Origin of the sequence: Streptomyces sp. NRRL S-87 (genome assembly GCF_000719335.1) — a bacterium.
GTDB lineage: Bacteria > Actinomycetota > Actinomycetes > Streptomycetales > Streptomycetaceae > Streptomyces.
Genome location: NZ_JOGB01000072.1, coordinates 15067 through 39753, shown reverse-complemented (window position 1 = coordinate 39753; position 24687 = coordinate 15067). Strand labels below are relative to the sequence as shown.

The 24687-nt window shown below is 73.5% G+C and carries 23 protein-coding genes; 15 read left to right on the top strand and 8 right to left on the bottom strand.

All coding sequences use genetic code 11. The features are described from left to right. Positions 1–292: 292 nt before the first annotated feature. Positions 293–1303, top strand: coding sequence for a non-homologous end-joining DNA ligase (gene ligD / locus IF43_RS0131510; protein ID WP_030208707.1), 1011 nt, complete (start codon positions 293–295; stop codon positions 1301–1303). Positions 1304–1453: 150 nt separating this feature from the next. Here ligD and IF43_RS0131505 read toward each other — a convergent pair whose 3' ends face one another. Continuing rightward, positions 1454–2350, bottom strand: a complete 897-nt coding sequence (locus tag IF43_RS0131505; protein WP_030208704.1) for an alpha/beta hydrolase — start codon at positions 2348–2350, stop codon at positions 1454–1456. Between the two features lie 108 nt (positions 2351–2458). Here IF43_RS0131505 and IF43_RS0131500 point away from each other — a divergent pair, with 108 nt between their 5' ends. The 4 genes from IF43_RS0131500 (at position 2459) to IF43_RS0131485 (ending at position 6549) form a co-directional block, all read left to right on the top strand. Next, positions 2459–3493, top strand: a complete 1035-nt coding sequence (locus tag IF43_RS0131500) for a helix-turn-helix domain-containing protein (RefSeq protein WP_030208703.1) — start codon at positions 2459–2461, stop codon at positions 3491–3493. Positions 3494–3735: 242 nt separating this feature from the next. After that, positions 3736–5085 carry an AMP-binding protein gene (locus IF43_RS0131495; protein WP_051796546.1) on the top strand — a complete coding sequence of 450 codons (1350 nt, stop codon included), beginning with the start codon at positions 3736–3738 and terminating at the stop codon, positions 5083–5085. 176 nt (positions 5086–5261) lie between these two features. After that, positions 5262–6056, top strand: a complete 795-nt coding sequence (locus IF43_RS0131490; RefSeq protein ID WP_030208687.1) for a VOC family protein — start codon at positions 5262–5264, stop codon at positions 6054–6056. A 229-nt stretch (positions 6057–6285) separates the two neighbouring features. Next, positions 6286–6549 (top strand): WhiB family transcriptional regulator, encoded by a 264-nt coding sequence (locus IF43_RS0131485; RefSeq protein ID WP_030208684.1) that lies wholly within the window; start codon positions 6286–6288, stop codon positions 6547–6549. A 27-nt stretch (positions 6550–6576) separates the two neighbouring features. Here IF43_RS0131485 and IF43_RS0131480 read toward each other — a convergent pair whose 3' ends face one another. Then, positions 6577–7551, bottom strand: a complete 975-nt coding sequence (locus tag IF43_RS0131480; RefSeq protein WP_030208681.1) for an acyl-ACP desaturase — start codon at positions 7549–7551, stop codon at positions 6577–6579. 119 nt (positions 7552–7670) lie between these two features. Continuing rightward, positions 7671–8447, bottom strand: a complete 777-nt coding sequence (gene ddaH, locus IF43_RS0131475) for a dimethylargininase (protein ID WP_030208678.1) — start codon at positions 8445–8447, stop codon at positions 7671–7673. Between the two features lie 141 nt (positions 8448–8588). Between ddaH and IF43_RS0131470 the strand changes: the two genes are divergently transcribed. Next, complete coding sequence (locus IF43_RS0131470) at positions 8589–9050, top strand: hypothetical protein (protein WP_030208676.1); 462 nt, start codon at positions 8589–8591, stop codon at positions 9048–9050. A gap of 33 nt (positions 9051–9083) precedes the next feature. Here IF43_RS0131470 and IF43_RS0131465 read toward each other — a convergent pair whose 3' ends face one another. Beyond that, entirely contained in the window at positions 9084–9500 is a 417-nt protein-coding gene (locus tag IF43_RS0131465) for an SsgA family sporulation/cell division regulator (RefSeq protein ID WP_030208674.1), read from the bottom strand. A gap of 395 nt (positions 9501–9895) precedes the next feature. Here IF43_RS0131465 and IF43_RS0131460 point away from each other — a divergent pair, with 395 nt between their 5' ends. Further along, positions 9896–10999, top strand: a complete 1104-nt coding sequence (locus tag IF43_RS0131460) for an oxidoreductase (RefSeq protein ID WP_037890861.1) — start codon at positions 9896–9898, stop codon at positions 10997–10999. A 26-nt stretch (positions 11000–11025) separates the two neighbouring features. Here the strand turns inward: IF43_RS0131460 and IF43_RS0131455 are convergent, their stop codons facing one another. Then, positions 11026–11325 carry a YciI family protein gene (locus tag IF43_RS0131455; protein ID WP_030208669.1) on the bottom strand — a complete coding sequence of 100 codons (300 nt, stop codon included), beginning with the start codon at positions 11323–11325 and terminating at the stop codon, positions 11026–11028. Positions 11326–11351: 26 nt separating this feature from the next. On the opposite strand from IF43_RS0131455, the gene IF43_RS0131450 reads away from it, so the two are divergent. Next, positions 11352–12038: an endonuclease V gene (locus IF43_RS0131450; protein ID WP_030208666.1), complete on the top strand. Its 687-nt coding sequence runs from the start codon at positions 11352–11354 to the stop codon at positions 12036–12038. Positions 12039–12107: 69 nt separating this feature from the next. Here the strand turns inward: IF43_RS0131450 and IF43_RS0131445 are convergent, their stop codons facing one another. Then, positions 12108–13298 (bottom strand): trans-acting enoyl reductase family protein, encoded by a 1191-nt coding sequence (locus tag IF43_RS0131445; RefSeq protein ID WP_030208664.1) that lies wholly within the window; start codon positions 13296–13298, stop codon positions 12108–12110. A gap of 77 nt (positions 13299–13375) precedes the next feature. On the opposite strand from IF43_RS0131445, the gene IF43_RS0131440 reads away from it, so the two are divergent. The 6 genes from IF43_RS0131440 (at position 13376) to IF43_RS0131415 (ending at position 20912) form a co-directional block, all read left to right on the top strand. Then, positions 13376–13771, top strand: a complete 396-nt coding sequence (locus tag IF43_RS0131440) for an MmcQ/YjbR family DNA-binding protein (protein WP_030208663.1) — start codon at positions 13376–13378, stop codon at positions 13769–13771. Between the two features lie 155 nt (positions 13772–13926). Then, positions 13927–15072 carry a CaiB/BaiF CoA-transferase family protein gene (locus IF43_RS0131435; RefSeq protein WP_030208662.1) on the top strand — a complete coding sequence of 382 codons (1146 nt, stop codon included), beginning with the start codon at positions 13927–13929 and terminating at the stop codon, positions 15070–15072. Between the two features lie 60 nt (positions 15073–15132). Next, the gene (locus tag IF43_RS0131430; protein ID WP_030208661.1) at positions 15133–16161 is read left to right on the top strand and encodes an LLM class F420-dependent oxidoreductase; all 1029 of its coding nucleotides are present in this window, start codon (positions 15133–15135) and stop codon (positions 16159–16161) included. A 43-nt stretch (positions 16162–16204) separates the two neighbouring features. Then, the gene (locus IF43_RS0131425; protein ID WP_030208660.1) at positions 16205–17347 is read left to right on the top strand and encodes an acyl-CoA dehydrogenase family protein; all 1143 of its coding nucleotides are present in this window, start codon (positions 16205–16207) and stop codon (positions 17345–17347) included. 130 nt (positions 17348–17477) lie between these two features. After that, a complete protein-coding gene (locus IF43_RS0131420) occupies positions 17478–18692 on the top strand; it encodes an acetyl-CoA C-acetyltransferase (protein ID WP_030208658.1) in 1215 nt (404 codons plus the stop codon). 51 nt (positions 18693–18743) lie between these two features. Then, complete coding sequence (locus IF43_RS0131415; protein ID WP_030208655.1) at positions 18744–20912, top strand: 3-hydroxyacyl-CoA dehydrogenase NAD-binding domain-containing protein; 2169 nt, start codon at positions 18744–18746, stop codon at positions 20910–20912. A 126-nt stretch (positions 20913–21038) separates the two neighbouring features. Here IF43_RS0131415 and IF43_RS0131410 read toward each other — a convergent pair whose 3' ends face one another. Beyond that, positions 21039–21791, bottom strand: coding sequence for a MerR family transcriptional regulator (locus IF43_RS0131410; protein ID WP_030208652.1), 753 nt, complete (start codon positions 21789–21791; stop codon positions 21039–21041). An 86-nt stretch (positions 21792–21877) separates the two neighbouring features. Between IF43_RS0131410 and IF43_RS0131405 the strand changes: the two genes are divergently transcribed. Further along, a complete protein-coding gene (locus IF43_RS0131405; RefSeq protein ID WP_030208651.1) occupies positions 21878–23695 on the top strand; it encodes a long-chain fatty acid--CoA ligase in 1818 nt (605 codons plus the stop codon). A gap of 457 nt (positions 23696–24152) precedes the next feature. Here the strand turns inward: IF43_RS0131405 and IF43_RS0131400 are convergent, their stop codons facing one another. Further along, positions 24153–24623 (bottom strand): hypothetical protein, encoded by a 471-nt coding sequence (locus IF43_RS0131400; protein ID WP_030208650.1) that lies wholly within the window; start codon positions 24621–24623, stop codon positions 24153–24155. Positions 24624–24687 lie beyond the last annotated feature (64 nt).

The following is a 24687-nucleotide window of genomic DNA, read 5'->3' as shown; positions in this document are numbered from 1 at the left end:
GCCTGCGGCCACCCCTGGCCCGGGCCTGCCTCCGGTCCAGCCTGCCACCCCTGTCAAGCGCCTCCCCCACACACCACGGGACGGCCTGACGGGGCTGCGGGGGGTGGACGGCGTCGGGCTGCGGGTGAGGACGGTGCGGGACGGCGGGGGACGGCGGGGGCGGGCGGCGTCGGGCTGCGGGGGTGGACGGAGTCGGACGGCGGGGGCGGACGGCGTGGGACGGCGGGCCTGGGCGGTGTGGGCGGACGGCGTCGGGCTGCGGGGGCGGCGGGGCGCGCTTACCGTGGCGCTCATGGGCAATGCCGTGGAGCTGGAGGTCGGCGACCGCACCGTGCGCCTGAGCAATCCGGAGAAGGTGTACTTCCCCGAGCGCGGCCTGACCAAGCTGGACGTCGCCCAGTACTACCTGGCCGTGGGCGAGGGCGTACTGCGCGGGCTGCGGGACCGGCCCACGACGTTGGAGCGCTACCCGGACGGGGTGGACGGCGAGTCGTTCTTCCAGAAGCGGGCGCCGAAGTACCTGCCGGACTGGATCCCCACGGCGCACATCGCGTTCCCCAGCGGTCGGAGCGCCGACGAGATGTGTCCCACGGAGGTGGCCGCCGTGCTGTGGGCGGCGAACCTCGGTTGTCTGACCTTCCACCCCTGGCCGGTGCGCCGGGAGGACACCGACCGGCCGGACGAGCTGCGCATCGACCTAGACCCGCAGCCCGGTACGGACTACGGCGATGCGGTGGCCGCGGCCCACCAGCTCCACGAGCTGCTGGACGGGTTGGGACTGCGGGGCTGGCCGAAGACCTCGGGCGGGCGCGGGCTGCACGTGTTCGTGCCGATCGAGGCCCGGTGGACCTTCACCGAGGTACGGCGGTGCGCCATCGCGATCGGGCGGGAGCTGGAGCAGCGCATGCCGGGCCGGGTGACGACCAAGTGGTGGAAGGAGGAGCGGGGCGAGCGGATCTTCTTCGACTACAACCAGACCGCCCGCGACCGCACCATCGCCTCCGCGTACTCCGTCCGCCCCCGTCCGCACGCGCCCGTCTCGGCGCCGCTGCGCTGGGAGGAGCTGGACAGCGCCGATCCGCGGGACTTCGACATCGTCACGATGCCGGCGCGGTACGCCGAACTGGGCGACGTGCACCACGACATGGACGAGCGGCGGTTCGTCCTGGACCCGGTGCTGGAGCTCGCAGAGCGCCAGGAGCGGGACCACGGTCTCGGCGACATGCCCTACCCGCCGGACTACCCGAAGATGCCGGGGGAGCCCAAGCGGGTCCAGCCCAGCCGCGCGAAGCGCGAGGAGTGACGTCCACGTCCTCGCCTGCGGGGTGGAGAACCCCCTTCGGGTCCGGTGTCCCGTCGGTCCGCCCCGCCCCGCCCCGCCGTCGCCTCTCTGCCGGCCCGGCAGACCTGCCCGGCCCCGTCCGGTCGTCTCGTGCGGCCCCGTCCGGTCGTCTCAGTCGGCCAGCGCGCGCCGCAGGGCCGCGCCGACGGCGGCGAGCTGCCGCTGCGAGACGTCGGCGGACAGGATCGCCTGCGATCCGTGGAAGGTGCCCGGCCACTGGTGGAGTTCGACCGACGCGCCCGCCTGCAGCAGGCGCAGCGCGTAGGCGACGGCCTCGTCGCGGTTGGGGTCGAACTCGGCCGTGGCGACGTAGGCGTCCGGCAGGCCGGACAGGTCGGCGGCCCGGGCCGGGGCGGCACCGGCCGTGGCGGCTCCGGATCCCAGGTAGTACCGCCAGGACGCGGTGACCGAGGCGCGGTCGATCCACGGGGTGTCCGTGAAGTTCCGTGCGGACCAGGTGTCCTGACGGTCGTCCAGCTGCGGCTCGTTGAGCACCTGGAAGCGGATCCGCGGCCCCTGCTCCTCGCGCGCCCGCAGCGCCACCTGCGCCGCGAGCCCGCCGCCGGCGCTGTGGCCGCCGACCGCGATCCGATCGGGGTCGATGCCGAGTTCCGCTGCGTGCCGGGCCGTCCAGGTCAGGGCGGCGTACGCGTCGTCCAGGGCGGCCGGGTACGGGCACTCGGGGGCCAGCCGGTAGCCCACCGAGACCACCACCGCGCCGGAGCCCTCGGCGAGCCGGCCGGCCCACAGGTGCTCGGTGTCCAGGTCGCCCATGACGAACCCGCCGCCGTGCAGCCAGACCACGGCGCCGTGCGCCCCTCGCGGACGGTAGACGCGCACCGCGACGTCCGGATCCGCGGGCACGGTGCGGTCCTCGACCGTCATGGCCGAGGTGTCCGGTCCCGGCCGCGCGGCGGCCGCCGCGGCGTACGTCCCGCGCGCGGCGACCGGGTCGGTCAGGTCGAGGCGGGGGACCAGCGGGAGGAATGCTTCGAGTTCGGGGTCCATGGCGACCATCCTCGACTCCGGCCCGCGCCCGCGTCACCCGCCGTCCGTCGACCAACCCGCCCCGCATGCGCGACGGTTGGCGCATCCGCCGCCTCTTATCCTGCTGCCATGGAGGCACTCGCCGTGAGGCTGTCGGGACTCGATCCGTACGTGGACGGCGCGATCCGCATCGTCGCGTTCTACGACACGCTCATGCGCCGGCGCGTGGACCTGCCCGCGCTCGCCCGGGCCTCGGCGGCCCTGGCGGAGTGCGTGGCCGGGATAAGGCTGCACGGCACGGGGCGCACGATCCGCTTCTCGCCCGGCGGCACCGGGGCCGCCGACCCGCCGGCGCCGGCCTCCAGCACGATGCCGGTCTCCCTCGACGAGGAGGAGTTCGGCACGGTGTGGCTGGAACGCCCCGGCGGACCGCTCCAACTGGACGAGGTGCTCCTGGAGCGGCTGGCCCTCGCCGTGGCGGCGGTCGTCGAACGGTACGGCCCCGCCCCCACCACCCTGGCCGACCCCGCCCTCGTCGAACTGGTCATCAGCTCGCGCAGCGAAGAGCCCGCGCGGGCACGGGCGTTGCGTCTCCTGGGCTTCGCCGCCGACCTGCCGGTCCGGGTGGTCGCCGTCCGCTCGCAGCTGCCGCTCGACCGGATCGGCGCGCTGATCTGCCCGGAGCGGCCGGTCAAGGCGGCTCCGCTGGGCGACGTCGGCGCCATCCTGGCCACGACCGTCGTCCCGGACCGGTTCCCGGCGGGCGTACGGGCGGGCATCGGCGCCGCCGGGAGCCCCGACCGGTGCTGGCAGGAGGCCCGTACCGCCCTCCGCTTCACCGGTCCGCGCGAACCCGTGCGCCACCACGCCGACCTGGGCGCGCTGGCGCTGCTGGCCGAGATCCCCGCGTCGGTCGCGCGCGAGAACGCGGACGTGGCCGCGATCGCCCGGCTCGTCGGGGATCCGGAGGACCTGCAGACGCTGGACGCGTACTGCGCCACCGGCTCGCTGCGACGCGCCGCCGACCTGCTCCACCTGCACCACAGCAGCGTCGCGCGCCGCGTCGAGCAGATCGGCAGGGCCCTGGGCATCGACCTCACCGCGCCCGGCGGACTGACCCGGGCCCGGCTCGCCCTCGGCGTCTGGCGCCTGCTCGACGACTGAGGTGCCGGTGCGGTGCCCGTGCCCGTCGGTGCCGGTGCCGGTGCCGGTGCCGGTGCCGTGCCGACCGGGCCGGGCCCGCGGGGGAGGCCGGGGCGACGGCCGGGGCGACGGCCGCGCCTCGCGGTCGGGTCGTTGGACGTTCCGCCGAGGGAGCCTGGTGTCCATGGTCGGGACGGCTCATTGCGCCGGGGAGTGCCGCCGGATGGGATGGCCGGGATCAAGATCACGGGGGAAGGAATCCGATGGCACCCATGCTCGAAGGCTGCACGCCCTGGCCCGAGGAGTTCGTCGACCGCTACTGCGCTGCCGGGCACTGGCGCGGCAGCACGCTGGACGACCTGCTGCGCCGCCGGGCCCTGGAGCACGGTCCGCGGACCGCGCTCGTCCACGGGGCCGCCCGCCTCACGTACGGGCAGCTCGACCGGCGCGTGGACCGCATGGCCGCCGGGTTCCGGCTGCGTGGCGTACGGCCCGGCCAGCGGGTCGTGGTCCACCTGCCGAACGTGCCGGAGTTCGTCGTCGTCCTCTTCGCACTGCTGCGCTCCGGCGCGGTGCCCGTGCCCTGCCCGTCGGCCTACCGCGCGGAGGAGCTGTCCGCGGTCGTGCGGCTCACCCAGGCCGTCGGCTACGTCGGCCCGGGGACGTACGGGGGCTTCGACCACACGGCGACGGCCGCCGACATCGCGGCCCGGTGGCCCTTCCTGCGGCGGGTGTTCACCTTCGAGCCGCCGGGGGAGTCCTCCCCGTACGGAGGCGCCCGGACCGATCCGGCGGGCTGCCACTACTTCCCGCTGGACTCCGTCGACGCCCCGCCCGGTCCGGCCCTGCGGCAGAGCGCCGGCCAGGTGGCCCTCCTCCTGCCCCGCGACGGCACGTCCGGGGCGCCCCGGCTCGTCCCGCGCACCCACGACGACCTGGCCTACCAGGCGCGGGCCGCCGCCGAGCTGGTGTCGCTCACGGCGGACGACGTGTACCTCGCGGCGCTCCCGGCCGGGGCGCACCTGGCCCTCGGGGGACCCGGCATCGTCGGCACCTTCGCCGTCGGCGGCACCGTGGTGCTGGCCGAGGACCCCGGACCCGCCGCTGCCCTGGCGGCCGTCGCGCGGGAGCGGGCCACCGTCACGTCGGTGGTGCCCGACGTCGCCCTGAGCTGGCTCGACACCCTGTCCGCGGCCCGCTTCGACGTGAGCAGCCTGCGGCTCGTTCAGCTCGGGGGCGCGCCGGTGCCCGGGACGACCGCCGAACGGCTGCGCGCGGCGCTGGGCTGCCGGCTGCAGCAGGTCGTCGGCGGCGCCGAGGGCCCCCTCCTGCTCACCCGGCCCGCCGACCCGGACGAGCCCGTGCTCACCGGGCAGGGCCGTCCGCTGTCGCCCGACGACGAGATCCGCCTCGTCGACGGAGCCGGCCGCGACGTGGCCGACGGCGAGACCGGCGAGCTCCTCGCCCGCGGCCCGTACACCCCGCGCGGCTACTACCGGGCACCCGAGCACGACGCCCGTGCCTTCACCGCCGACGGCTACCTCCGCACGGGGCACCTCGCCCGCCGCACCCCGGCCGGCGACCTGCTGGTGACCGGCCGCGTCGAGGGATGACGGCGGGGGAGGGGGCGGCGGACGCGCACGTCGGGAAGGCAAGGACGCGGTCGCGCCGCCCGCCGAGGCCGATCGGGAACGATCGGACGGGCGCGCGGCGCGTCCGTCCGGCGGACCGTCCGTGCCGGGTGCCATGCTCGAAGGGTCGGAACGGGATCCGTGCCAAGGAGGCCGCGATGCTCACCACCAACTACGTCGACGGCGCACCGAACTGGATCGACCTCGGCACGCCCGACATCGCCGGGGCAGGGACCTTCTACGCCGGACTGTTCGGCTGGGACTTCGAGCCGGGAGGCGAGGAGGTGGGCGGCTACGGCATGTTCCGGCTGGACGGCCGGACGGTCGCGGGCGGCATGACCGTGACGGAGGAGCAGGGGCCGCCGAGCTGGAACGTCTACTTCCGGACCTCCGACGCCGACGCGACCGCGCGGGCCGTCCGGGACGCGGGCGGCGGCGTGCTGTTCGAGCCGATGGACGTCCTGGACCGGGGCCGGATGGCGGTCTTCACCGACCCCGCGGGCGTCCCCTTCGGGGTCTGGCAGCCGCGCGCCACCCGCGGCCTGGAGGCCGTCACCGACGTGGGCACGCTGTGCTGGGCCGAGCTGTACACCCCCGACGTGGCCGCCGCGGCGCGCTTCTACCGCGCCGTGTTCGGCTGGGAGGTGTCCGAGATGCCGTTCGACGGCGGTACGTACACCGTCGTCAGGCCCGCGGCCGCGCCGGACGAGGCCGCCTTCGGCGGGCTGGTGCCGATCGGGCCCGACCCCGTCGAGGACGCCGGGGCGCCGTACTGGACGCCGTACTTCGAGGTCCAGGACTGCGACCTGACCGCGGCCAGGGCCGAGGAGATGGGCGGGAAGGTCCGGCTGACGCCGCTGTTCATGGAGGGGGTGGGCCGGTTCGCCAAGCTGGCCGACCCGGCGGGGGCGCGTTTCGCGGTGATCGCGAGCGCACCGCCCAGCGGGGCGTGATCGGGCGGGCGTGAGGGGTCGCCGGAGCGGCGCGTGGCGTGGCGGCGCGGGGCGGGCCGGGGGGACCGGTCGAGGCGCGGGCCAGGGTGGGTCGGGGGACCGGTCGAGGCGCGCGCCGGGGCGAGTGGCGCGCGCCGGGGGCGAGTGGCGCGCGTGGGCCGTAGGCTGATGGACGCGCGTTGATGGCCTGTTGATCGGCCGTATATCCGGCTCCGGCAGCATGCAGGACATGCCGATCACGAAGACTCTCCCGCCGATCCCGTCCACCGCGCCCGACCCCGCCACGCCCTGGCAGTGGGACGCGCTGTGCGCGCAGACGGGCCCGGACTTCTTCTTCCCGGAGCCGGGCACGTCGGTGCGCGATGCGAAGAGGCTGTGCGGGGCGTGCGAGGGCCGCGCCGCGTGCCTCGAGTACGCGCTGGCCAACGACGAGCGCTTCGGCGTGTGGGGCGGGCTGTCGGAGCAGGAGCGCAAGGCACTGCGCCGCGGCTGACGGCCCGCCCCCACGCGGGGGCCCTGCCTACGCCTTGCCGCGCGCGGCCAGACGGGCCGCGCGGGCGGCCAGCCGCTCGTCGAACTTGCGGGCCTCGGAGTCGAGGCCGTTCATGAAGAGGCCGAGCTCCTCCTGCGCCTGCATGCCCTCCGGGCCGAGGCCGTCGATCTGCATGACCTTGAGGAAGCGCAGCACCGGGCTGAGCACGTCGTCGTGGTGGATGCGCAGGTTGTAGATCCCGCCGATGGCCATCTGCGCGGCCGAGCGCTCGAACCCGGGCATGCCGTGTCCGGGCATCCGGAAGTTCACGACCACGTCCCGCACCGCCTGCATGGTCAGGTCCGGGGCGAGCTCGAAGGCCGAGCCCAGCAGGTTGCGGTAGAAGATCATGTGCAGGTTCTCGTCCGCCGCGATGCGCGCCAGCATCCGGTCGCACACGGGGTCGCCGGACTGGTGGCCGGTGTTGCGGTGCGAGATGCGGGTGGCGAGCTCCTGGAACGCGACGTACGCGATCGAGTGCAGCATCGAGTGGCGGTTGTCGGACTCGAAGCCCTCCGACATGTGCGCCATGCGGAACTGCTCCAGCTTGTCCGGGTCGACCGCCCGGGAGGCGAGCAGGTAGTCGCGCATGACGATGCCGTGGCGGCCCTCCTCGGCGGTCCAGCGGTGCACCCACGTGCCCCACGCGCCGTCGCGGCCGAAGAGGGTGGCGATCTCGTGGTGGTAGCTCGGCAGGTTGTCCTCGGTGAGCAGGTTGACCACCAGCGCGATCTTGCCGATGTCGGTCACCTTGGACTGGTCGGGCTGCCAGGCCTCGCCGTCCTCGAAGAAGCCGGGGAAGTTCCGGGCGTCGCCCCACGGCACGTACTCGTGCGGCATCCAGTCCTTGGTGACCTTCAGGTGGCGGTTGAGTTCCTTCTCGACCACTTCTTCCAGCGCGTACAGCAGCTTGGCGTCCGTCCACGCCGCCGAGCTGCCGAGGTGGGGAGAGGTGATCGTCACGGGGGTACTCCAGGGGGCGGGGCGAAATACTTACGTCTTCGTAGGTTACGAAACCGTAGGTTAAGGCTGCCGTGAGGGGTCGCCAACCCCCGTCTATGAATTTGTCCGATTACGGAGTGTTATGAGTGAAGGTCGCGGAGGCGGACCGAGAGACATGTCACGCACCCCTCGAGCTTCTCGAACTCACTGATATCGACCGGAACCGGGTCGTACCCGAGGTCCGCGAACAGCTCCGCGGTCTTCGGTGCGCTCGCCGCCATCAGCAGCCTTCCGCCGCCGAGCAGCACCACGTGCGCCCCCGCCTCCTCCGGCACCGGCAGGAAGGCACCGAACGCCGAGGGTGCGTCCACCAGCGGCGGATAGCCGATCACGGTGCCGTCCGGCAGGGCGGTCACCGCCGACTTCAGGTGCAGCACCCGGCTCACCGGTACCGCGACCACCCGCGCGCCCAGCGGCTCGAAGGTCGCCCGCAGCTGGCGGACGCCCTCGCCGTTCGTCCGCCCGCCGCGGCCGACGTAGATCGTGTCCCCGATCTTGAGGACGTCGCCCCCGTCGAGGGTGCCGGGCTCACGGACCCGGTTCACGGAGCAGCCCAGCGCGGCCACGGCCGCCTCCACCGCCTCGGTCTCCGGGCGCCGGGTCTCGGCGCCGGGCCGGGCGATCAGCGCGACGTTGCGGAACATCACCACCGCGTCCTCGACGAAGACCGCGTCGGGGCAGTCGTCCGCCGGCGCCACCTCGGTGGTCCGCCAGCCGTGCGTGCGCAGTGCGTCGACGTACGCCTCCCACTGCTCCAGGGCGAGCGCCGGGTCGACGGGCGTCCGTTCGATGTGGGTCACCAGGCCTTCGGTGAGGCGCGGGCCGGGGCGGCGGACGAGGGCTTTCTGCGTGGGCACGGGGCGTCTCCCGGGGATCGGAACCAGTCCTGAAATGACATAAGAAAGTGTCAAGTGGTCACACAAGTAGTAGCACTGTGCACCCCGTTGCGCTACGGTCGGTAGTGGAAGTCTCACCCGGGGCGAAGGGGGAGCAGTGCGATGACGGGCACCCTCCGTGGTCCGTGCTCGATCCGCGACATCCGGCCCGCCATGCCGGTTACGGAGAGGCTGAGTTACTCCATAGCCCTGCCCGGCGGCGCGCACTGCGCGGGCCGCGCCCGCTCGGCCGTGCGATCGCTGCTGCTGCGGCACGGACTGGCCGACCTGTGCGAGGCGGCCACCCTGGCGGCCTCCGAACTCGTCGCGGGGGCGCACCGGTTCACCCCTGACGAGGAGCTGGTCCTCAAGATCCGGTGGCAGTTCGACGCCCTGCGGATCGTCGTCTACGACCAGCACCCGGCGCACGCGTCGGCCGCGGCCAGCGAGGAATGCAGACGCCGCCGCAGCCGGGGGATGTGGCTGCTGGCGGCGATGGTGGAGGCCGGCGGGGGAGACTGGGGGCTCACTCCGGTGCTGACGCCCGCGGGCGGCACCAAGTCCTGGGCGCTGTTGCCCCGTTGAGCGGGTCGGCCCGGTCATCCCGCCGGGCGGGTGTCAGGGGACGTCGCGCAGGAGCCGGGCGAGGTTGTGGTCCATGTTCAGGTACAGGTGCTCCAGGCCGGCCGGCACGAGGTCGGTCGTGCGCAACAGGAAGCCGTGCAGCTCCTCGGTCTCCATGAGGACGATCGCGATGCCCTCCGGGGCGTGGAACTCGATCACCGTGCGCTCCTCGTCGTACGGGCGCACCCGGACGTCGCCGAGCCCCGCGGACCGGCGGAGCCCGCTCTCCAGCAGCTCGCGCGCGAAGGTCCAGGAGATCTCGATGCCCTCGAGGGTGGCCGGTGCGGGGAACGACATCCGGACGGCGAACGGGTCGGCGCGGTCGTAACCGAGCGTGACGGGCACGCACTCGACCTTGGGTGCGGCGGCGACCAGGCGGGCCTGTACAGCTTGCTCGATGACGGTGATCAAGGCCTGCTCCCTTGCGGCGGATCATGCGCGGACCGCTGGGCCGGCCCGCACTCTGTCAGACGCTGGAACGACCCATTCCGTGCATGCGGAAGGGGCGTGAGTTGCGTCACCGAAACCGTGGGGCGAATGCTGTGCGATCGCACAGTGTGACCGCGGTGGGTGATCGGACGGCCCCGCAGCGCACCTTCGGCGGGCCCGGGTGACGGTCCGTGAGCGCATGCGGACGATGCCGCGGGCGGATCGCGGCGGCGGGCCACGGCGAGACGGCGGCGCGGGGGGATGGCGGCGCGAGGGCCGCAGGGTGGTCGGACGGGCTCCCTGGTGGCCGGTCGGCCCCTGGACGGAGATCACCGGGTGCGTTAGCTTCCGGCGCCATGAGATTACTGGCGCTTGGCATGTCTGCGGCAGCCCTGACGGCTGCCGTCTCCGTCCCCGTCGCGGTCGGCACCCCCGCCGGGGCCGCGGCCCGCCCGTCCTGGGCGCTCAAGGACACGGGTACGGACGCCCGCTTCCGCGGGCTGGCGGCGGTCGGCCGTACCACCGCCTGGCTGGCAGGCTCCGCCGGCACCGTCCTGCGGACCGCCGACGGCGGCCGTTCCTGGCAGAACGTGTCACCGCCCGGCGCAGCGGCCGAGGCCCTGGAGTTCCGCGACGTGGAGGCCTTCGACGGGCGCCGGGCCGTGGTGCTGGCCATCGGCGAGGGGGAGGCCTCCCGCGTGCTGCGCACCGAAGACGGTGGCGCGACCTGGGCCGAGGCGTTCCGCAACACCGATGCCCGGGCCTTCTACGACTGCATGGCCTTCTTCGACCACCGCAACGGTCTGGCGGTGAGCGACCCGGTCGACGGGAAGTTCCGGATCCTGTCCACCGCCGACGGCGGTCGCTCCTGGCAGGTGCTGCCCGACGCCGGCATGCCCGAGGCGCTGCCGGGCGAGGCGGGCTTCGCGGCGAGCGGCCAGTGCCTGGTGACCGCCGGGCCGCGGGACGTGTGGCTGGCGACCGGGGGCGGGGCGACCGGGCGGGTGCTGCACTCGGCCGACCGCGGGCGCACCTGGCGGGCGGCCACGACCACGGTGCCGGCCGGGGAGGGTGCCAAGGGCGTCTTCGGCCTGGCCTTCCGCGACCGCGGGTACGGCGCGGCGCGCGGGCTCGCGGTGGGCGGTGACTACCGCAAGGACCAGGCGTCGCCGCTGGCCGCCTCGGTGACGGCGGACGGGGGCCGCAGCTGGAGCGCGGCCTCGGTGCCGCCGGCCGCGTACCGGTCGGGCGTGGCGTGGCTGCCGTACGGGTCGTACGCGCCGACCGGGTCGTACGGGTCGTACGGGCCGCTGGGGAAGGACGCGGCCCTCGCGGTCGGGCCGACGGGCACCGACATCACGCACGACGCCGGGCGCACCTGGCAGTCGTTCGACGCCGGCTCCTTCGACACGGTCGACTGCGCCGGTCCGGGGGCCTGCTGGGCCGCGGGCGAGAAGGGGCGGGCGGCGCGGCTGGAGTAGAGCCGGGCGGTACCGGTGGGCGCGGGTCAGCCCGGCAGGGTCTCGCGGGCGGACTCCAGCGCGGGCGCGGTCTTCGTGGCCACGAACTCCGTGATGCGGTAGGCGCAGACGCCCGCGACCGTGAAGGGGTCCTCCGCGGCCAGGCGCTCGATCTCGGCGCGGGAGACGCCCGCCGCCAGGATGACGCCGCCGTCGCGGGGGACCTTGCGGCCCGAGGCGAGGAAGACCCCGGCCGCGTACTGCTTGTCGAGCCACGCGACGTGCGCGGCCATCTCCCGGTCGACGGCCTCGATGGGGGCGGTGTAGCTCAACTCCATGACGAACATGATCGAAAGACTACTCTCGACCCATCATGACGAGTGTGAAGACCCCTGCCGACGAGGCCGAAGCCAGGGCAGTACAGGACGAACTGCGGACCCGCGTGGTGCTCGACGAGAGCGGACCGGTCGCCGGCCGCGGCCTGGTCGCGGGCGTGGACGTGGCCTACGACGACGAGCGCGACCTGGTCGCGGCCGCGGCCGTGGTGCTGGACGCGGGCACCCTGGAGGTGGTGGAGGAGGCCACCGCGGTCGGTCACGTGACCTTTCCGTACGTCCCCGGCCTGCTGGCCTTCCGTGAGCTGCCGACCGTGCTGGCCGCCCTCGACGCGCTGACCGCCGTCCCGGACCTCGTGGTCTGCGACGGGTACGGACTCGCCCACCCGCGGGGCTTCGGTCTGGCGTGCCACCTCGGGGTGGTGACCGGGCTGCCCACGGTCGGCGTCGCCAAGAACCCGTTCACGTTCACGTACGACGAACCCGGCGCGCGGCGCGGCGACCACGCGTCGCTGCGCGCGGCCGACGGTTCCGAGGTCGGCCGGGCGCTGCGCACGCAGGACGGCATCAAGCCGGTGTTCGTCTCGGTCGGCCACCGGGTCTCGCTCGACACCGCCTGCGCACACGCCCTCGCCCTCAGCCCCCGGTACCGGATCCCCGAGACCACGCGCCGGGCCGACTCGCTCTGCCGGCGCGAACTGGCGCGGGTGGCCGGGGAGGGGTGAGGGAGCGGGGGCGGGCGGAGCGGCGCTCTCGTGATGTCGTGCGGCCGTTCACCGGTCGACGGGGTCGGCTCAGCGGCTGTCTACCAGCCGGAACCGGATGCCGGCCGACCGGAGTCGCGCGACGAGCGCGTCGCCCATCGCTACCGCCGGGGTCAACTGGCCCGAACGGTCCGGTAGTTCGTCATAGGCCAGGCTCAGGGCCGACTCGGCCAGGATCTTCGCCGTCTCGCCGTAGCCGGGATCGCCTCCGGACACCTCGGTGAAGACCCGGCGGCCGCCGCCCTCGCCGACGAAACGGACCGTGAACCAGCTGCGCGCCCGGCGTTCCGCGTCCGGACCCCGGCCCGGTTCGTAGCGGGCCGTCAGCCACCGTCGCGCCGCCGGGATTTGGGCGAGCGCCGCGGTCGCGCCGACGGCCGCCGTGCCGGCGACGGCGATCGGGAGCCACTTCACGGACGCGTAGTGGCGGTAGCGGAAGTCCGGGCCGTAGCGGTCCAGTGCGGCTGCCGAGCGTGCGACGACCTGCGGGTCGATCGTCGGCAGGGGCAGTGCCCAGGTGCCGGTCTCCCGGCTCAGGCGGGGTGCGCCCAGGGGTGCGCGGGCCCGGCGGCCGAGCAGGCGGGGCTCGTGCAGGCGGCGCTCGCGGGCTGCCCTGGCGCCCTGGGGGCCGCGACTCATGATGGTCAGCGCCGAGGCCAGCGTCCCGCCGGAGAAGACCGCGTTGGAGCGCACGAACCCGTCCACCCGCAGCGGCACCCCCTCGGGCAGCTGCTGCACGGTGAAGTACGCGCCCAGGTCGTGCGGTACGGAGTCGAAGCCGCACGCGTGGACGAGGCGGGCGCCGGTCTCGCGGGCCCGGGCGTCGTGCTCGACGTACGTGCGGTCCACGAACTCCGGCTCGCCCGTCAGGTCGCAGTAGTCCGTGCCCGCCTCGGCGCAGGCGGCCACGAGCTCCTGCCCGTACAGGACGTACGGGCCCACGGTCGTGGCCACCACGCGGGTGGACCGGGCCAGCTCGCGCACCGCGTCGGCGTCGGCCGCGTCGACCGTCAGCAGTGGCAGCTTCGCGCACTCAGGGTCGACGGCGGTGAGCCGCTCCCGCAGTCGCTCCAGCTTGGCGGTGCTGCGGCCGGCCAGTGCCCAGCGGCAGCCCGCCGGCGCGTGCGCGGCCAGGTATTCGGCGGTGAGCGCCCCGACGAAGCCCGTCGCGCCGAAAAGCACGACGTCGTACGGCCGCTCGGGCCCGTCCTGTCTGTTCATCCCCGATCCTCCCGGCTGGTGTCGGTGGCGAAGGCTAGCGTGGGTGGGTCCGACCGTGCGATCAGGGAGGTAGGTCGATGGCTCCGCAGACGGGGAACGCCGTGCGCAAGTGGGAGGAAGTGCGGGCATTCGCCCTCGGACTGCCCGAGGCGGTGCAGGAGTTCCCGTGGGGTCCGGAGGACTGCGTGGTGAAGGTCAACAAGAAGATCTTCGTGTTCCTGGGGAACGCCGACGGCCCGAACCCGCCCGGGCTGTCGGTCAAGCTCAAGGACGAGGCGCTGCACGGGCACGCCATGACCGCGCCCGGCGCGGAGCCCACCGGCTACGGGCTCGGCCGGGCGGGCTGGGTGTCGGTCCCGCTGGGCAAGGGCTCGCCGGCCGCCGAGGTGCTGTGCGAGTGGGTCGAGGAGAGCTACCGGTCGGTGGCCCTCAAGCGCCACGTCAAGGACCTGGACGCCCGCGCCCAGGGGTAGCCCAGGGGTAGCGGGTGGCGCCCCGCGGGGCGGAAATTCGACTAAGCGCTTGCTCGCCCGGGGCTTGTGTTCGGTGGAACACGTTCCTAGCATCGCTGGTGTTACATCAGTTGTGTCACATAGTGGTGCCACATCTCCGACCACCTGGGGGCTCGATGGCAGTGGCAGGGAACGGCCCGCTCGCGGGCGTGCGCGTCGTCGAACTGGCCGGCATCGGCCCCGGCCCCTTCGCCGCCATGCTCCTGGCCGACCTGGGCGCCGACGTGGTCCGCGTCGACCGGCCCGGCGGCGCCGGGCTGGCGATCGACCCGGCGTACGACGTCACCAACCGCAACAAGCGCTCCGTGGTCGTCGACCTCAAGGCCGCGGACGGCCGGGCCCGGGTCCTCGACCTCGTCGAGCGCGCCGACCTGCTCATCGAGGGCTACCGCCCCGGTGTCGCCGAGCGGCTGGGCGTGGGCCCCGACGACTGCCGCGCCCGCAACCCGCGCCTGGTCTACGGCCGGATGACCGGCTGGGGCCAGGACGGCCCGCTGGCCGCCCGCGCCGGGCACGACATCGCCTACATCGCGGTCACCGGCGCCCTCGGCATGATCGGCGACCCGGACGCCCCGCCCGCGATCCCCGCCAACCTCGTCGGGGACTACGCCGGCGGCTCGCTCTACCTGGTCGTCGGCCTGCTCGCCGCCCTGCACCACGCCCGGGCCACCGGCGCCGGCCAGGTGGTCGACGCGGCCATCGTGGACGGCACCGCGCACCTCACCGCCATGATCCACGGCATGGTCGCGGCCGGCGGCTGGCAGGACCGACGCGGGGCGAACCTCCTCGACGGCGGCTGCCCCTTCTACGGCACCTACGAGACCTCGGACGGCCAGTACATGGCGGTCGGGGCGCTGGAGCAGCAGTTCTACGACGAGTTCGTCGAGCTCCTCGGCATCAGGGACGAGGCCCCGGCCCGCAAGGACGTCGCCCGCTGGGGCGAGCTGCGCGAGGCCGTCGCCGCGCGCTTCCGGACCCGTACGCGGGCGGAGTGGACGGCGGTGTTCGAGGCCGGCGACGCCTGCGTGGCACCCGTACTCTCGCTGCGCGAGGCCCCGCACCACCCGCACCTGGCCGCCCGGGGCACTTTCACGGAGGCCGGGGGCATCGTCCAGCCCGCTCCCGCGCCCCGCTTCTCCGCCACCCCGGGCGCCGTGCGGACCGGCCCCGCGATGCCCGGCGCGGACACCGTGTCGGTGGCCCGCGACTGGGGCGTACCGGGCCTGGCGGACGACGGGGCCGCGGTCGGCAACGCGCCCTGAGGGGGCGCCCCGGACCGCAGGACCCACGACCGAGGACGAGGACGAGGAGAAGGCCACCCCATGGAACTGTCCATGCTGCTGGACTACGCGGGCGACCCGCGCCGGGCCGCCGACGCGGCGGCCGCGCTGGAGAAGGCCGGGCTCGACGCCGTCTGGGTCGCCGAGGCCTGGGGCTTCGACTCCCCGACGATCATGGGCTACCTGGCCGCCCGCACCGAGCGCATGAAGATCGGCTCGGCGATCGTCAACGTCTACTCGCGCACCCCCGCCCTCATCGCCCAGACCGCCGCCGGCCTCGACGCCCTCTCCGGCGGCCGCGCGCTGCTCGGCCTCGGCGCGTCCGGCCCGCAGGTGGTCGAGGGCTGGCACGGGAAGCCGTACGACCGGCCGCTCGGCCGCACCCGCGAGACCGTCGAGCTGTGCCGCCGCATCTGGCGACGCGAGACCATCGACCACCACGGCATCACCGACATGCCCCTGCCGCCCGAGAAGGGCGGCCGGCACGGCAAGCCGCTGAAGATCCTCACCCGTCCCGTGCGCCGCGACATCCCCGTCTACATCGCCTCCCTCGGCCCCGCGAACGTCCGCATGACCGCCGAGATCGCCGACGGCTGGCTGCCCACCCTCTTCGTGCCCGAGAAGGCCCGGCAGGTGTGGGGCGCGGCCCTCGACGAGGGCACCGCCCGGCGCGACCCGGCGCTGGGGCCCCTGCAGACCGTGGCCGGCGGGCTGCTCGCCATCGGCGAGGACGCGGCCGCCGCCCGGGACCTGGCCCGCCCGCAGATCGCCCTGTACGTGGGCGGGATGGGCGCCGTCGGCAAGAACTTCTACAACGACCTCGCGGTCGCCTACGGCTACGGCAAGGAGGCCCGCGAGATACAGGAGCTCTACCTCGCGGGCCGCAAGCGCGACGCCGCCGCGGCCGTACCCGCCGAGCTCTGCGAGCTCATGAGCCTGTGCGGGCCCGCCGGCTACGTGCGCGAGCGCATCGAGGCCTTCCGCGAAGCGGGCGTGACGATGCTCAACGTCAACCCCGTGGGTCCCGAGCCCGCCCGTCTGATCGAGACCGTCAAGGGCTGGCTCCGGTGACCCGGCCGCCGGCAGCCCGTACGAACGCCCCGAGGGGGAGCGGATGAAGCGACAGATCTACACCGAGGACCACGAGGCGTTCCGCGAGACGGTGCGCACCTTCCTCACCAAGGAGGTGCTGCCGCACTACGACCAGTGGGAGCGGGACGGCATCGTCTCCCGCGACGCCTGGCGCGCCGCGGGCCGGCAGGGCCTGCTCGGCCTCGCCGTGCCCGAGGAGTACGGGGGCGGCGGCAACCCGGACTTCCGCTACGCGGCCGTGCTGGCCGAGGAGTTCACCCGGGCGGGTGCACCCGGACTGGCGATCGGCCTGCACAACGACATCATCGGCCCGTACCTGACCTCGCTGGCCACCGAGGAGCAGAAGCGCCGCTGGCTGCCCGGCTTCTGCTCCGGCGAGACGATCTCGGCCATCGCCATGACCGAACCCGGCGCCGGCTCCGACCTCCAGGGCATCCGCACCACCGCCGAGGACCGCGGCGACCACTGGCTGCTCAACGGCTCGAAGACCTTCATCTCCAACGGCATCCTGGCCGACCTCGTGATCGTCGTCGCCAGGACCACCCCGGAGGGCGGGGCGCACGGGCTGTCGCTGCTGGTGGTCGAGCGGGACGCGCCGGGCTTCGAGCGCGGCCGCAACCTCGAAAAGATCGGCCAGAAGTCCCAGGACACCGCCGAGCTGTTCTTCACCGACGTGCGCGTCCCCAAGGAGAACCTGCTCGGCGAGCTCAACGGGGCCTTCCTCCACCTGATGACCAACCTCCCGCAGGAGCGGCTGGCCATCGCGATGGCCGCGATCACCGCCGCGGAGCACCTGGTGGAGATCACCACCACGTACGTCAAGGAGCGGGAGGCCTTCGGCCGGCCGCTGGCCCGGCTGCAGCACATCCGCTTCGAGATAGCCGAGATGGCCACCGAGTGCGCCGTCACCCGTGCCTTCCTCGACCGCTGCATCACCGAGCACGCCGACGGCCAACTGGACGCCGTGCACGCCTCGATGGCCAAGTGGTGGGCCACCGAGCTGCAGAAGCGGGTGGCCGACCGGTGCCTCCAACTGCACGGCGGGTACGGGTACATGACCGAGTACCGGGTGGCCCGCGCCTTCACCGACAGCCGCATCCAGACCATCTACGGCGGCACGACCGAGATCATGAAGGAGATCATCGGCCGCTCGCTGCTGGGCTAGCCGACCGCGACCGCACCGGAGCCTTCCGGCCCCGGAGCCTTCCGCCCCCCGGAGCCCTCCCGCCCCCGGAGCACCCCGCCCCCTCTCACTTCCTCCGCACCCTCGCTCGACCTCCCGAAAGGCTTGACCAGTGAGCAGCGAAGCTTACGTGTACGACGCGATCCGCACCCCGCGCGGGCGCGGGAAGGCCAACGGCGCCCTGCACGGCACCAAGCCCATCGACCTCGTCGTGGGCCTCATCGACGCGCTGCGCGAGCGCAACCCGTCCCTGGACCCGGCCACCATCGACGACATCGTCCTCGGCGTCGTCGGCCCGGTCGGCGACCAGGGCTCCGACATCGCGCGCATCGCCGCGATCGCCGCCGGTCTGCCCGACACCGTCGCCGGCGTCCAGGAGAACCGCTTCTGCGCCTCCGGTCTGGAAGCCGTGAACATGGCCGCCGCCAAGGTCCGCTCCGGTTGGGAGGACCTGGTCCTGGCCGGCGGCGTGGAGTCGATGTCGCGCGTCCCGATGGCCTCCGACGGCGGCGCCTGGTTCGCCGACCCGATGACCAACTGGGACGTCAACTTCGTCCCCCAGGGCATCGGCGCCGACCTGATCGCCACCATCGAGGGCTTCTCCCGCCGTGACGTCGACGAGTACGCCGCCCTCTCGCAGGAGCGCGCCGCCACCGCGTGGAAGGAGGGCCGCTTCGAGCGGTCCGTGGTCCCGGTCCTCGACCGCAACGGCCTGACGGTCCTCGACCACGACGAGTTCATCCGCCCCGGCACCACCGCGGACTCGCTCGCCAAGCTCAAGCCGTCCTTCGCGGACATCGGCGAGCTCGGCGGCTTCGACGCGGTCGCGCTGCAGAAGTACCACTGGGTTGAGAAGATCGACCACGTGCACCACGCCGGCAACTCCTCCGGCATCGTCGACGGCGCCTCGCTCGTGGCCATCGGCTCCCGCGAGGCCGGCGAGCGCAACGGGCTCACCCCCCGGGCCCGCATCGTCTCGGCGGCCGTCTCCGGCTCCGAGCCCACCATCATGCTCACCGGCCCGGCCCCGGCCGCCCGCAAGGCCCTCGCCAAGGCCGGCCTGACCATGGACGACATCGACCTCGTCGAGATCAACGAGGCCTTCGCCGGCGTCGTCCTGCGGTTCGTCAAGGACATGGGCATCGGCCTGGACAAGGTCAACGTCAACGGCGGCGCCATCGCGCTGGGCCACCCGCTCGGCGCCACCGGCGCCATGATCCTCGGCACCCTGGTCGACGAGCTGGAGCGCCAGGACAAGCGCTACGGCATGGCCACCCTCTGCGTCGGCGGCGGCATGGGCATCGCCACCATCGTCGAACGCCTCTGAACCCGTCCTGTATCCCACCCAAGGCACGCCACCGACACGGAAGTTGAGAACATGAGCGAGTCCACCACGATCCGCTGGGAACAGGACGAGACCGGCGTCGTCACCCTCGTCATGGACGACCCCGACCAGTCCGCCAACACCATGAACCAGGCCTTCAAGGACTCCATCGCGGCCATCGCCGACCGCGCCGAGGCCGAGAAGGACTCCATCCGCGGCATCGTCTTCACCTCCGCGAAGAAGACCTTCTTCGCCGGCGGCGACCTCAAGTACATGATCCGCCTCGGGCCGGAGCACGCCCAGCTGGCCTTCGACACCGGCACCGCGATCAAGCGCTCGCTGCGCCGCATCGAGACCCTCGGCGTCCCGGTGGTCGCCGCCATCAACGGCGCCGCCCTGGGCGGCGGTTACGAGATCGCGCTGGCCTGTCACCACCGCGTCGCCCTCGACGCCCCCGGCTCGAAGATCGGCCTGCCCGAGGTGACCCTCGGCCTGCTGCCGGCCGGCGGCGGCGTCACCCGCACCGTACGCCTCATGGGCATCGCCGACGCACTGCTCAAGGTGCTGCTCCAGGGCACCCAGTACACCCCGCAGCGGGCGCTGGACAACGGCCTGGTCCACGAACTGGCCGCGACGCCGGAGGAGATGCTCGCCAAGGCCCGCGCCTTCATCGACGCCCACCCCGAGTCCAAGCAGCCCTGGGACGTCCCCGGCTACCGGATCCCGGGCGGTACCCCGGCCAACCCGAAGTTCGCCGCCAACCTGCCGGCCTTCCCGGCCAACCTCAAGAAGCAGCTGAACGGCGCCCCGTACCCGGCCCCGCGCAACATCCTCGCCTGCGCCGTCGAGGGCACCCAGGTCGACTTCGAGACCGCCCTGACCATCGAGGCCCGGTACTTCACCGAGCTGGTCACCGGCCAGACCGCGAAGAACATGATCCAGGCGTTCTTCTTCGACCTCCAGGCCGTCAACTCCGGCCAGTCCCGCCCCAAGGGCGTCGAGCCCCGCAAGGTGGCCAAGGTCGCCGTCCTCGGCGCGGGCATGATGGGCGCCGGCATCGCGTACTCGTGCGCGAAGGCCGGCATCGAGGTGGTCCTGAAGGACGTCAGCGCCGAGGCCGCCGCCAAGGGCAAGGCGTACTCCGAGAAGCTCCTGGACAAGGCGCTCTCCCGCGGCCGCACCACCGAGGCCAAGCGCGCGGAGCTGCTGGCCCGCATCACCCCGACCGGTGACGCGGCCGACCTGGCCGGCTGCGACGCGGTGATCGAGGCCGTCTTCGAGGACACCGCGCTCAAGCACAAGGTGTTCCAGGAGATCCAGGACGTCGTCGCCCCCGACGCGCTGCTGTGCTCCAACACCTCCACGCTGCCGATCACCACGCTCGCCGAGGGCGTCTCCCGGCAGGCCGACTTCATCGGCCTGCACTTCTTCTCGCCGGTCGACAAGATGCCGCTCGTCGAGATCATCAAGGGGGAGCGCACCGGCGACGAGGCGCTGGCCCGCGCCTTCGACCTGGTCCGCCAGATCAACAAGACCCCGATCGTGGTGAACGACTCCCGCGGCTTCTTCACCTCCCGCGTGATCGGCCAGTTCATCAACGAGGGCGTCGCCATGCTCGGCGAGGGCATCGAGCCCGCCTCCATCGAGCAGGCCGCGGGCCAGGCCGGCTACCCGGCCAAGGTCCTGTCCCTGATGGACGAGCTGACCCTGACCCTGCCGCGCAAGATCCGCAACGAGTCCCGCAAGGCCGTCGAGGCCGCCGGCGGCACGTGGACCGAGCACCCCGCCGACCGGGTCATCGACCGCATGGTCGACGACTTCGACCGCCCCGGCCGCAGCGGCGGCGCCGGCTTCTACGAGTACGTCGACGGCAAGCGCGACCGGCTGTGGCCGGGCCTGCGCGAGCACTTCGCCAAGCCGGGCTACGAGATCCCGTTCGAGGACATGAAGGAGCGCATGCTCTTCGCCGAGGCCCTGGACACCGTCCGCTGCTTCGAGGAGGGCGTCCTGACGTCCGTGGCCGACGCCAACATCGGCTCCATCATGGGCATCGGCTTCCCGGCCTGGACCGGCGGCGTGATCCAGTACATCAACGGCTACGAGGGCGGCGTCGCCGGCTTCACCGCCCGCGCCCGCGAACTGGCCGCGGCCTACGGCGAGCGCTTCAACCCGCCGGCCCTCCTGATCGCCAAGGCCGAGTCCGGCGAGACCTTCACCGACTGACGGCCAGGGTCCTCGGACACCACCGCGCCGCCGACCCGTCAGGGCCGGCGGCGCGGTGGTGTCCGGCGGGGACCGGCGTGAGCCCCCGGCGCGGCTCAGCCGATCGTGACGTAGAAGGACCGGGACTCAGGCCCCCGCCGGGCCCGGACCGTCCGGCGCCGGCGTGAAGGCCGCCCGCAGCTCCTCGCGCAGCGACCGCTGGAAGGCGGTCACCAGGGCCTGCACGACCATCGGCTGCATGTGGGCGGACAGCGACTTCATCGCCTCCACCTGCTCCGGGTCGTCCTCGCCCGCCGTGAAGGGGCTCCACACCTCGTCCCGGAACAGCCGGGTCAGTTCGTGCGCCGCCGACCGGGCGTGCTCCAGCAGCACCTGCCGGGCCGCCAGGATCGTCTCGTGCGTGATCGGCACGTCCAACAGCGCCACCCCCAGCCGCAGCAGCCCCAGGTCCACCCGGTAGCCGTCGCCCGCCGGGGCCAGGACGTTCATCGCCGCCAGCCGTCGTACGTCCGTGTCGGACAGCGCGCGACCGGCCCGCTTCTCCAGCTCCGCCGGGTCCAACTCCTCCGCCGCGTCGGGCGCCCAACTCGACACCAGCGCCCGGTGGATCGCCAGGTCGTGCGGGCTCAGGTCGTCCGGCAGCGCGTCCAGGTACCGCTCGATCGCCGACAGGGTCATGCCCTGGTGCTGGAGCTCCTCGATCAGCGCCAGCCGGGACAGGTGCTCGGGCCCGTAGTGCCCGACCCTGCGCGGTCCGATCACGGGAGGGGGCAAAAGCCCGCGCGTGCTGTAGAAACGTACGGTGCGGACGGTCACCCCCGCCTTGGCCGCCAGTTCGTCGACGGTGAGCGCGGGCTCGGCTGCTGCCGGGGTGTTCATCGTTCCGCCTCGCTCTCTGATCCACGGCTTGGGTTCAACAGTATTGCTGTCGCACCAACGATGTGAAACGCCCAGGAGCTGCTGCCATGACGACGAACCTGGTACTGCCCGGACGACCCGACGCCCTGACCCTCCCCGCCCTCCTGCACCGCAACGCCGAGGCCCACGGCGCCCTCCCCGCCCTGTCCTGGCGCGAGGGCCCCGGCTGGACCACCCTGACCTGGGCCGACGTACGCCGTGAGGTCGCGGTCCTGGCCTCTGGCTACGCCGCCCTCGGCGTCCGGCGCGGCGAGCACGTCCTGATGATGATGGGCAACCGCCCCGAGCACTGGCTCACCGACCTCGCCCTGGTCCACCTCGGCGCCGTCCCCGTCACCGTCTACGGCACCTCCGCGCCCGAGCAGATCGCCCACATCGCCCGCCACAGCCGCGCCCGCCTCGCCGTCGTCGAGGGCGCCCGCGAACTGTCCCGGTGGGAACCGCTGCTGGACGACCCGGACACCCCGCTGGCACGGCTGGTGGTGGCCGAGGCCGCCGAGGCCGGCCCGCACCGCACGTACGGGGCCGTGCACGCGGCAGGCGTCCGCTCGTACCAGGGGGCCGACGCGTTCGAGAAGGGCTGGCAGGAGGTACGGCCCGAGGACCCGCTCACCGTCGTCTACACCTCCGGCACCACCGGCGACCCCAAGGGCGTCCGGCTGACCCACCGCAACATCCTGCTGCAGTCCGTGCGCCTGGACCGCCGCACCGACCTGCCCGAGCACGCCGAACACGTCTGCTACCTGCCCTTCGCGCACATCGCCGAACGGATCCTGGGCATCTACCTGCCGCTGCTGCGGGCCGCGCACGTCCGGCTCGTCGCCGACCCCACCGCCGTGGCCGGGGCGGTGCGCGAGCTGCGGCCCGTCCAGTTCTTCGGCGTCCCGAGGGTCTGGGAGAAGCTCGCCGCCGGGTTGCGCGCCGCGCTGACCCAGTTGCCGACGGCGCAGCAGGAGGCGGTGGAGGCCGCCACCGCGCTCGGCCGGGCGCACGCCGGGCACCGCGAGCGGGGCGAGGAGGTGCCGCCGGAGCTGGCCGCCTCGTACGCCGAGGCCCGCGAGCGCGTCCTGGTCCCGCTGCTCACGCTGGCCGGACTGGACCGGCTGGAGTGGACAGCGAGCGCAACCGCGCCCATGCCGCTGGACGTCGTCCGCTTCTGGTCGGGGTTCGGCATCACGATCATGGACGCGTGGGGGCTCACCGAGACCTCCGGCGTGTGCACCGTCAACAGCCCGGACGACTTCCGGCTCGGCTCGGTGGGCAAACCCATCGAGGGCCTGGAACTGCGGGTCGCCGACGACGGCGAGATCCTGACCCGGGGCGCCACCGTCTTCGCCGGCTACCTGCGGCCCGACGGCAGCCTGGAGGGCGCGACCGACGCGGACGGCTGGTTCCCGACCGGGGACGTCGGCCGCATCGACGACGACGGGTTCCTGTGGCTCACCGACCGCAAGAAGGAACTCATCATCACCTCCAACGGCAAGAACGTCTCGCCCGCCCTCGTCGAGAACACCCTCAAGGAACACCCGCTCATCGGCCAGGCGTTCGCGCACGGCGACGGCCGCTCGTACCTCGTCGCGCTGCTCGTCCTGGACCCCGAACTGGCCCCCGCCTGGGCCGCCGCCCGCGGCGTCCACGCCCCGGACCCGGCCGCGCTCGCCGCCCACCCGGCGGTGCGCGACGAGGTCGAGCGGGCGGTCGCGGCCGCCAACGCCCGCCTCAACCGCACCGAGCAGATCAAGCGCTACCGCCTCCTCACCGAGGAGTGGGGCCCAGAGACGGGCGAATTGACCCCGTCCCTGAAGCTGCGCCGCCGAGTCGTGCGGGCCGCGTACGCCGAGACGCTGGACGCGCTGTACGAGTGAGCGGACGCCCGGGGGTGGGCCGAGGTAGGCCCCCATTGGCCCGCGGTTGGCCCTTTCACCCGCTCACGACGCGGCCCTGAGGCACTTGCGCGCGAGGTCGGCGTGCCTCTCGCGCACCTCGTCCGGGAGGAGTAGCGCGGGCCAACGGCGCCCCGGCCGACGTGAGCCGACGGGGCGCCGGGACCGTGCGGTTAGACCGCGGGGGCGCCGGTGCCGGGACACATCTCGGTGCCGGTGCCAGCGCGCTGGTGGGCGGCGACGGGCTGGCCAGGAGGGGCGCCTACGGTGGCGCCGCAGACCGGGCACCCGCCGGGACACAGGGCCGGGTCGAGGCGGTGGCCCCTACGCCAGACCGGGGGCAGTAAAGCGGTGTGGCTACACATGATCAGTTCCTCCGTGCGCGGTAGGTGGTGCTGAGATGTGGTGCCGTGCTACTCCGCCCCGACGGGGCGGAGGGTCAGAAAGCCGCTTGCAGGCTGAAGGCGCGGCCGTCGCGCCCCTGGCCCGCTCGGGCGGTGTGCGTGAAGACGCAGAAGATCTTGGCGCCGTTGTGGAAGACGACCACGAACCCGGGGTTCTGGGCCTCGTCGCTGTACGGCTCCGCCGAGAGGACCTCGGTGTTCCGGCTATGGGTGACCGCCGCGGCGAGGTAAGCCGCCGCCCTGGTGGGCGTCACCGTGCCGCCCTCGAACAGCTCGGGGTATGGCACCTCGGCCGGGGCCTCCCCGTGGATCGGCTGCTCCTCCTGTTCATGCTTCTCGCCAGGCGCCAGCGCGCCGGTAACGCCGATCCAGACCTGCGACCCGTTGGTGAACGTGACGTGCAGGCTGTACGGGCGGCCCTCCTCGGCGCCGTTGTCGACGGACTGCACGTCCGGCGCCTTGGGCAGCATCTCGATCGCGAATTCCTGGAAACGTGCGGGTCGCATTTGTGATCTTTCCTTCCGTGGCGGCCCGGCCCAGTCTAGGAGCGCGAGCTGGGGCACGTTGCCC

Coding starts and splice junctions, on each gene's coding strand:
- IF43_RS0131405 (WP_030208651.1), top strand. CDS start 21,878: ATGACGACGAACCTGGTACTGCCCGGACGACCCGACGCCCTGACCCTC.
- IF43_RS0131440 (WP_030208663.1), top strand. CDS start 13,376: ATGGCTCCGCAGACGGGGAACGCCGTGCGCAAGTGGGAGGAAGTGCGG.
- IF43_RS0131455 (WP_030208669.1), bottom strand. CDS start 11,325: ATGTTCGTCATGGAGTTGAGCTACACCGCCCCCATCGAGGCCGTCGAC.
- IF43_RS0131435 (WP_030208662.1), top strand. CDS start 13,927: ATGGCAGTGGCAGGGAACGGCCCGCTCGCGGGCGTGCGCGTCGTCGAA.
- IF43_RS0131425 (WP_030208660.1), top strand. CDS start 16,205: ATGAAGCGACAGATCTACACCGAGGACCACGAGGCGTTCCGCGAGACG.
- IF43_RS0131505 (WP_030208704.1), bottom strand. CDS start 2,350: ATGGACCCCGAACTCGAAGCATTCCTCCCGCTGGTCCCCCGCCTCGAC.
- IF43_RS0131450 (WP_030208666.1), top strand. CDS start 11,352: ATGACGAGTGTGAAGACCCCTGCCGACGAGGCCGAAGCCAGGGCAGTA.
- IF43_RS0131500 (WP_030208703.1), top strand. CDS start 2,459: ATGGAGGCACTCGCCGTGAGGCTGTCGGGACTCGATCCGTACGTGGAC.
- IF43_RS0131415 (WP_030208655.1), top strand. CDS start 18,744: ATGAGCGAGTCCACCACGATCCGCTGGGAACAGGACGAGACCGGCGTC.
- IF43_RS0131410 (WP_030208652.1), bottom strand. CDS start 21,791: ATGAACACCCCGGCAGCAGCCGAGCCCGCGCTCACCGTCGACGAACTG.
- IF43_RS0131495 (WP_051796546.1), top strand. CDS start 3,736: ATGGCACCCATGCTCGAAGGCTGCACGCCCTGGCCCGAGGAGTTCGTC.
- IF43_RS0131445 (WP_030208664.1), bottom strand. CDS start 13,298: ATGAACAGACAGGACGGGCCCGAGCGGCCGTACGACGTCGTGCTTTTC.
- ligD (WP_030208707.1), top strand. CDS start 293: ATGGGCAATGCCGTGGAGCTGGAGGTCGGCGACCGCACCGTGCGCCTG.
- IF43_RS0131490 (WP_030208687.1), top strand. CDS start 5,262: ATGCTCACCACCAACTACGTCGACGGCGCACCGAACTGGATCGACCTC.
- IF43_RS0131430 (WP_030208661.1), top strand. CDS start 15,133: ATGGAACTGTCCATGCTGCTGGACTACGCGGGCGACCCGCGCCGGGCC.
- IF43_RS0131460 (WP_037890861.1), top strand. CDS start 9,896: ATGTCTGCGGCAGCCCTGACGGCTGCCGTCTCCGTCCCCGTCGCGGTC.
- IF43_RS0131400 (WP_030208650.1), bottom strand. CDS start 24,623: ATGCGACCCGCACGTTTCCAGGAATTCGCGATCGAGATGCTGCCCAAG.
- IF43_RS0131470 (WP_030208676.1), top strand. CDS start 8,589: ATGACGGGCACCCTCCGTGGTCCGTGCTCGATCCGCGACATCCGGCCC.
- IF43_RS0131485 (WP_030208684.1), top strand. CDS start 6,286: ATGCCGATCACGAAGACTCTCCCGCCGATCCCGTCCACCGCGCCCGAC.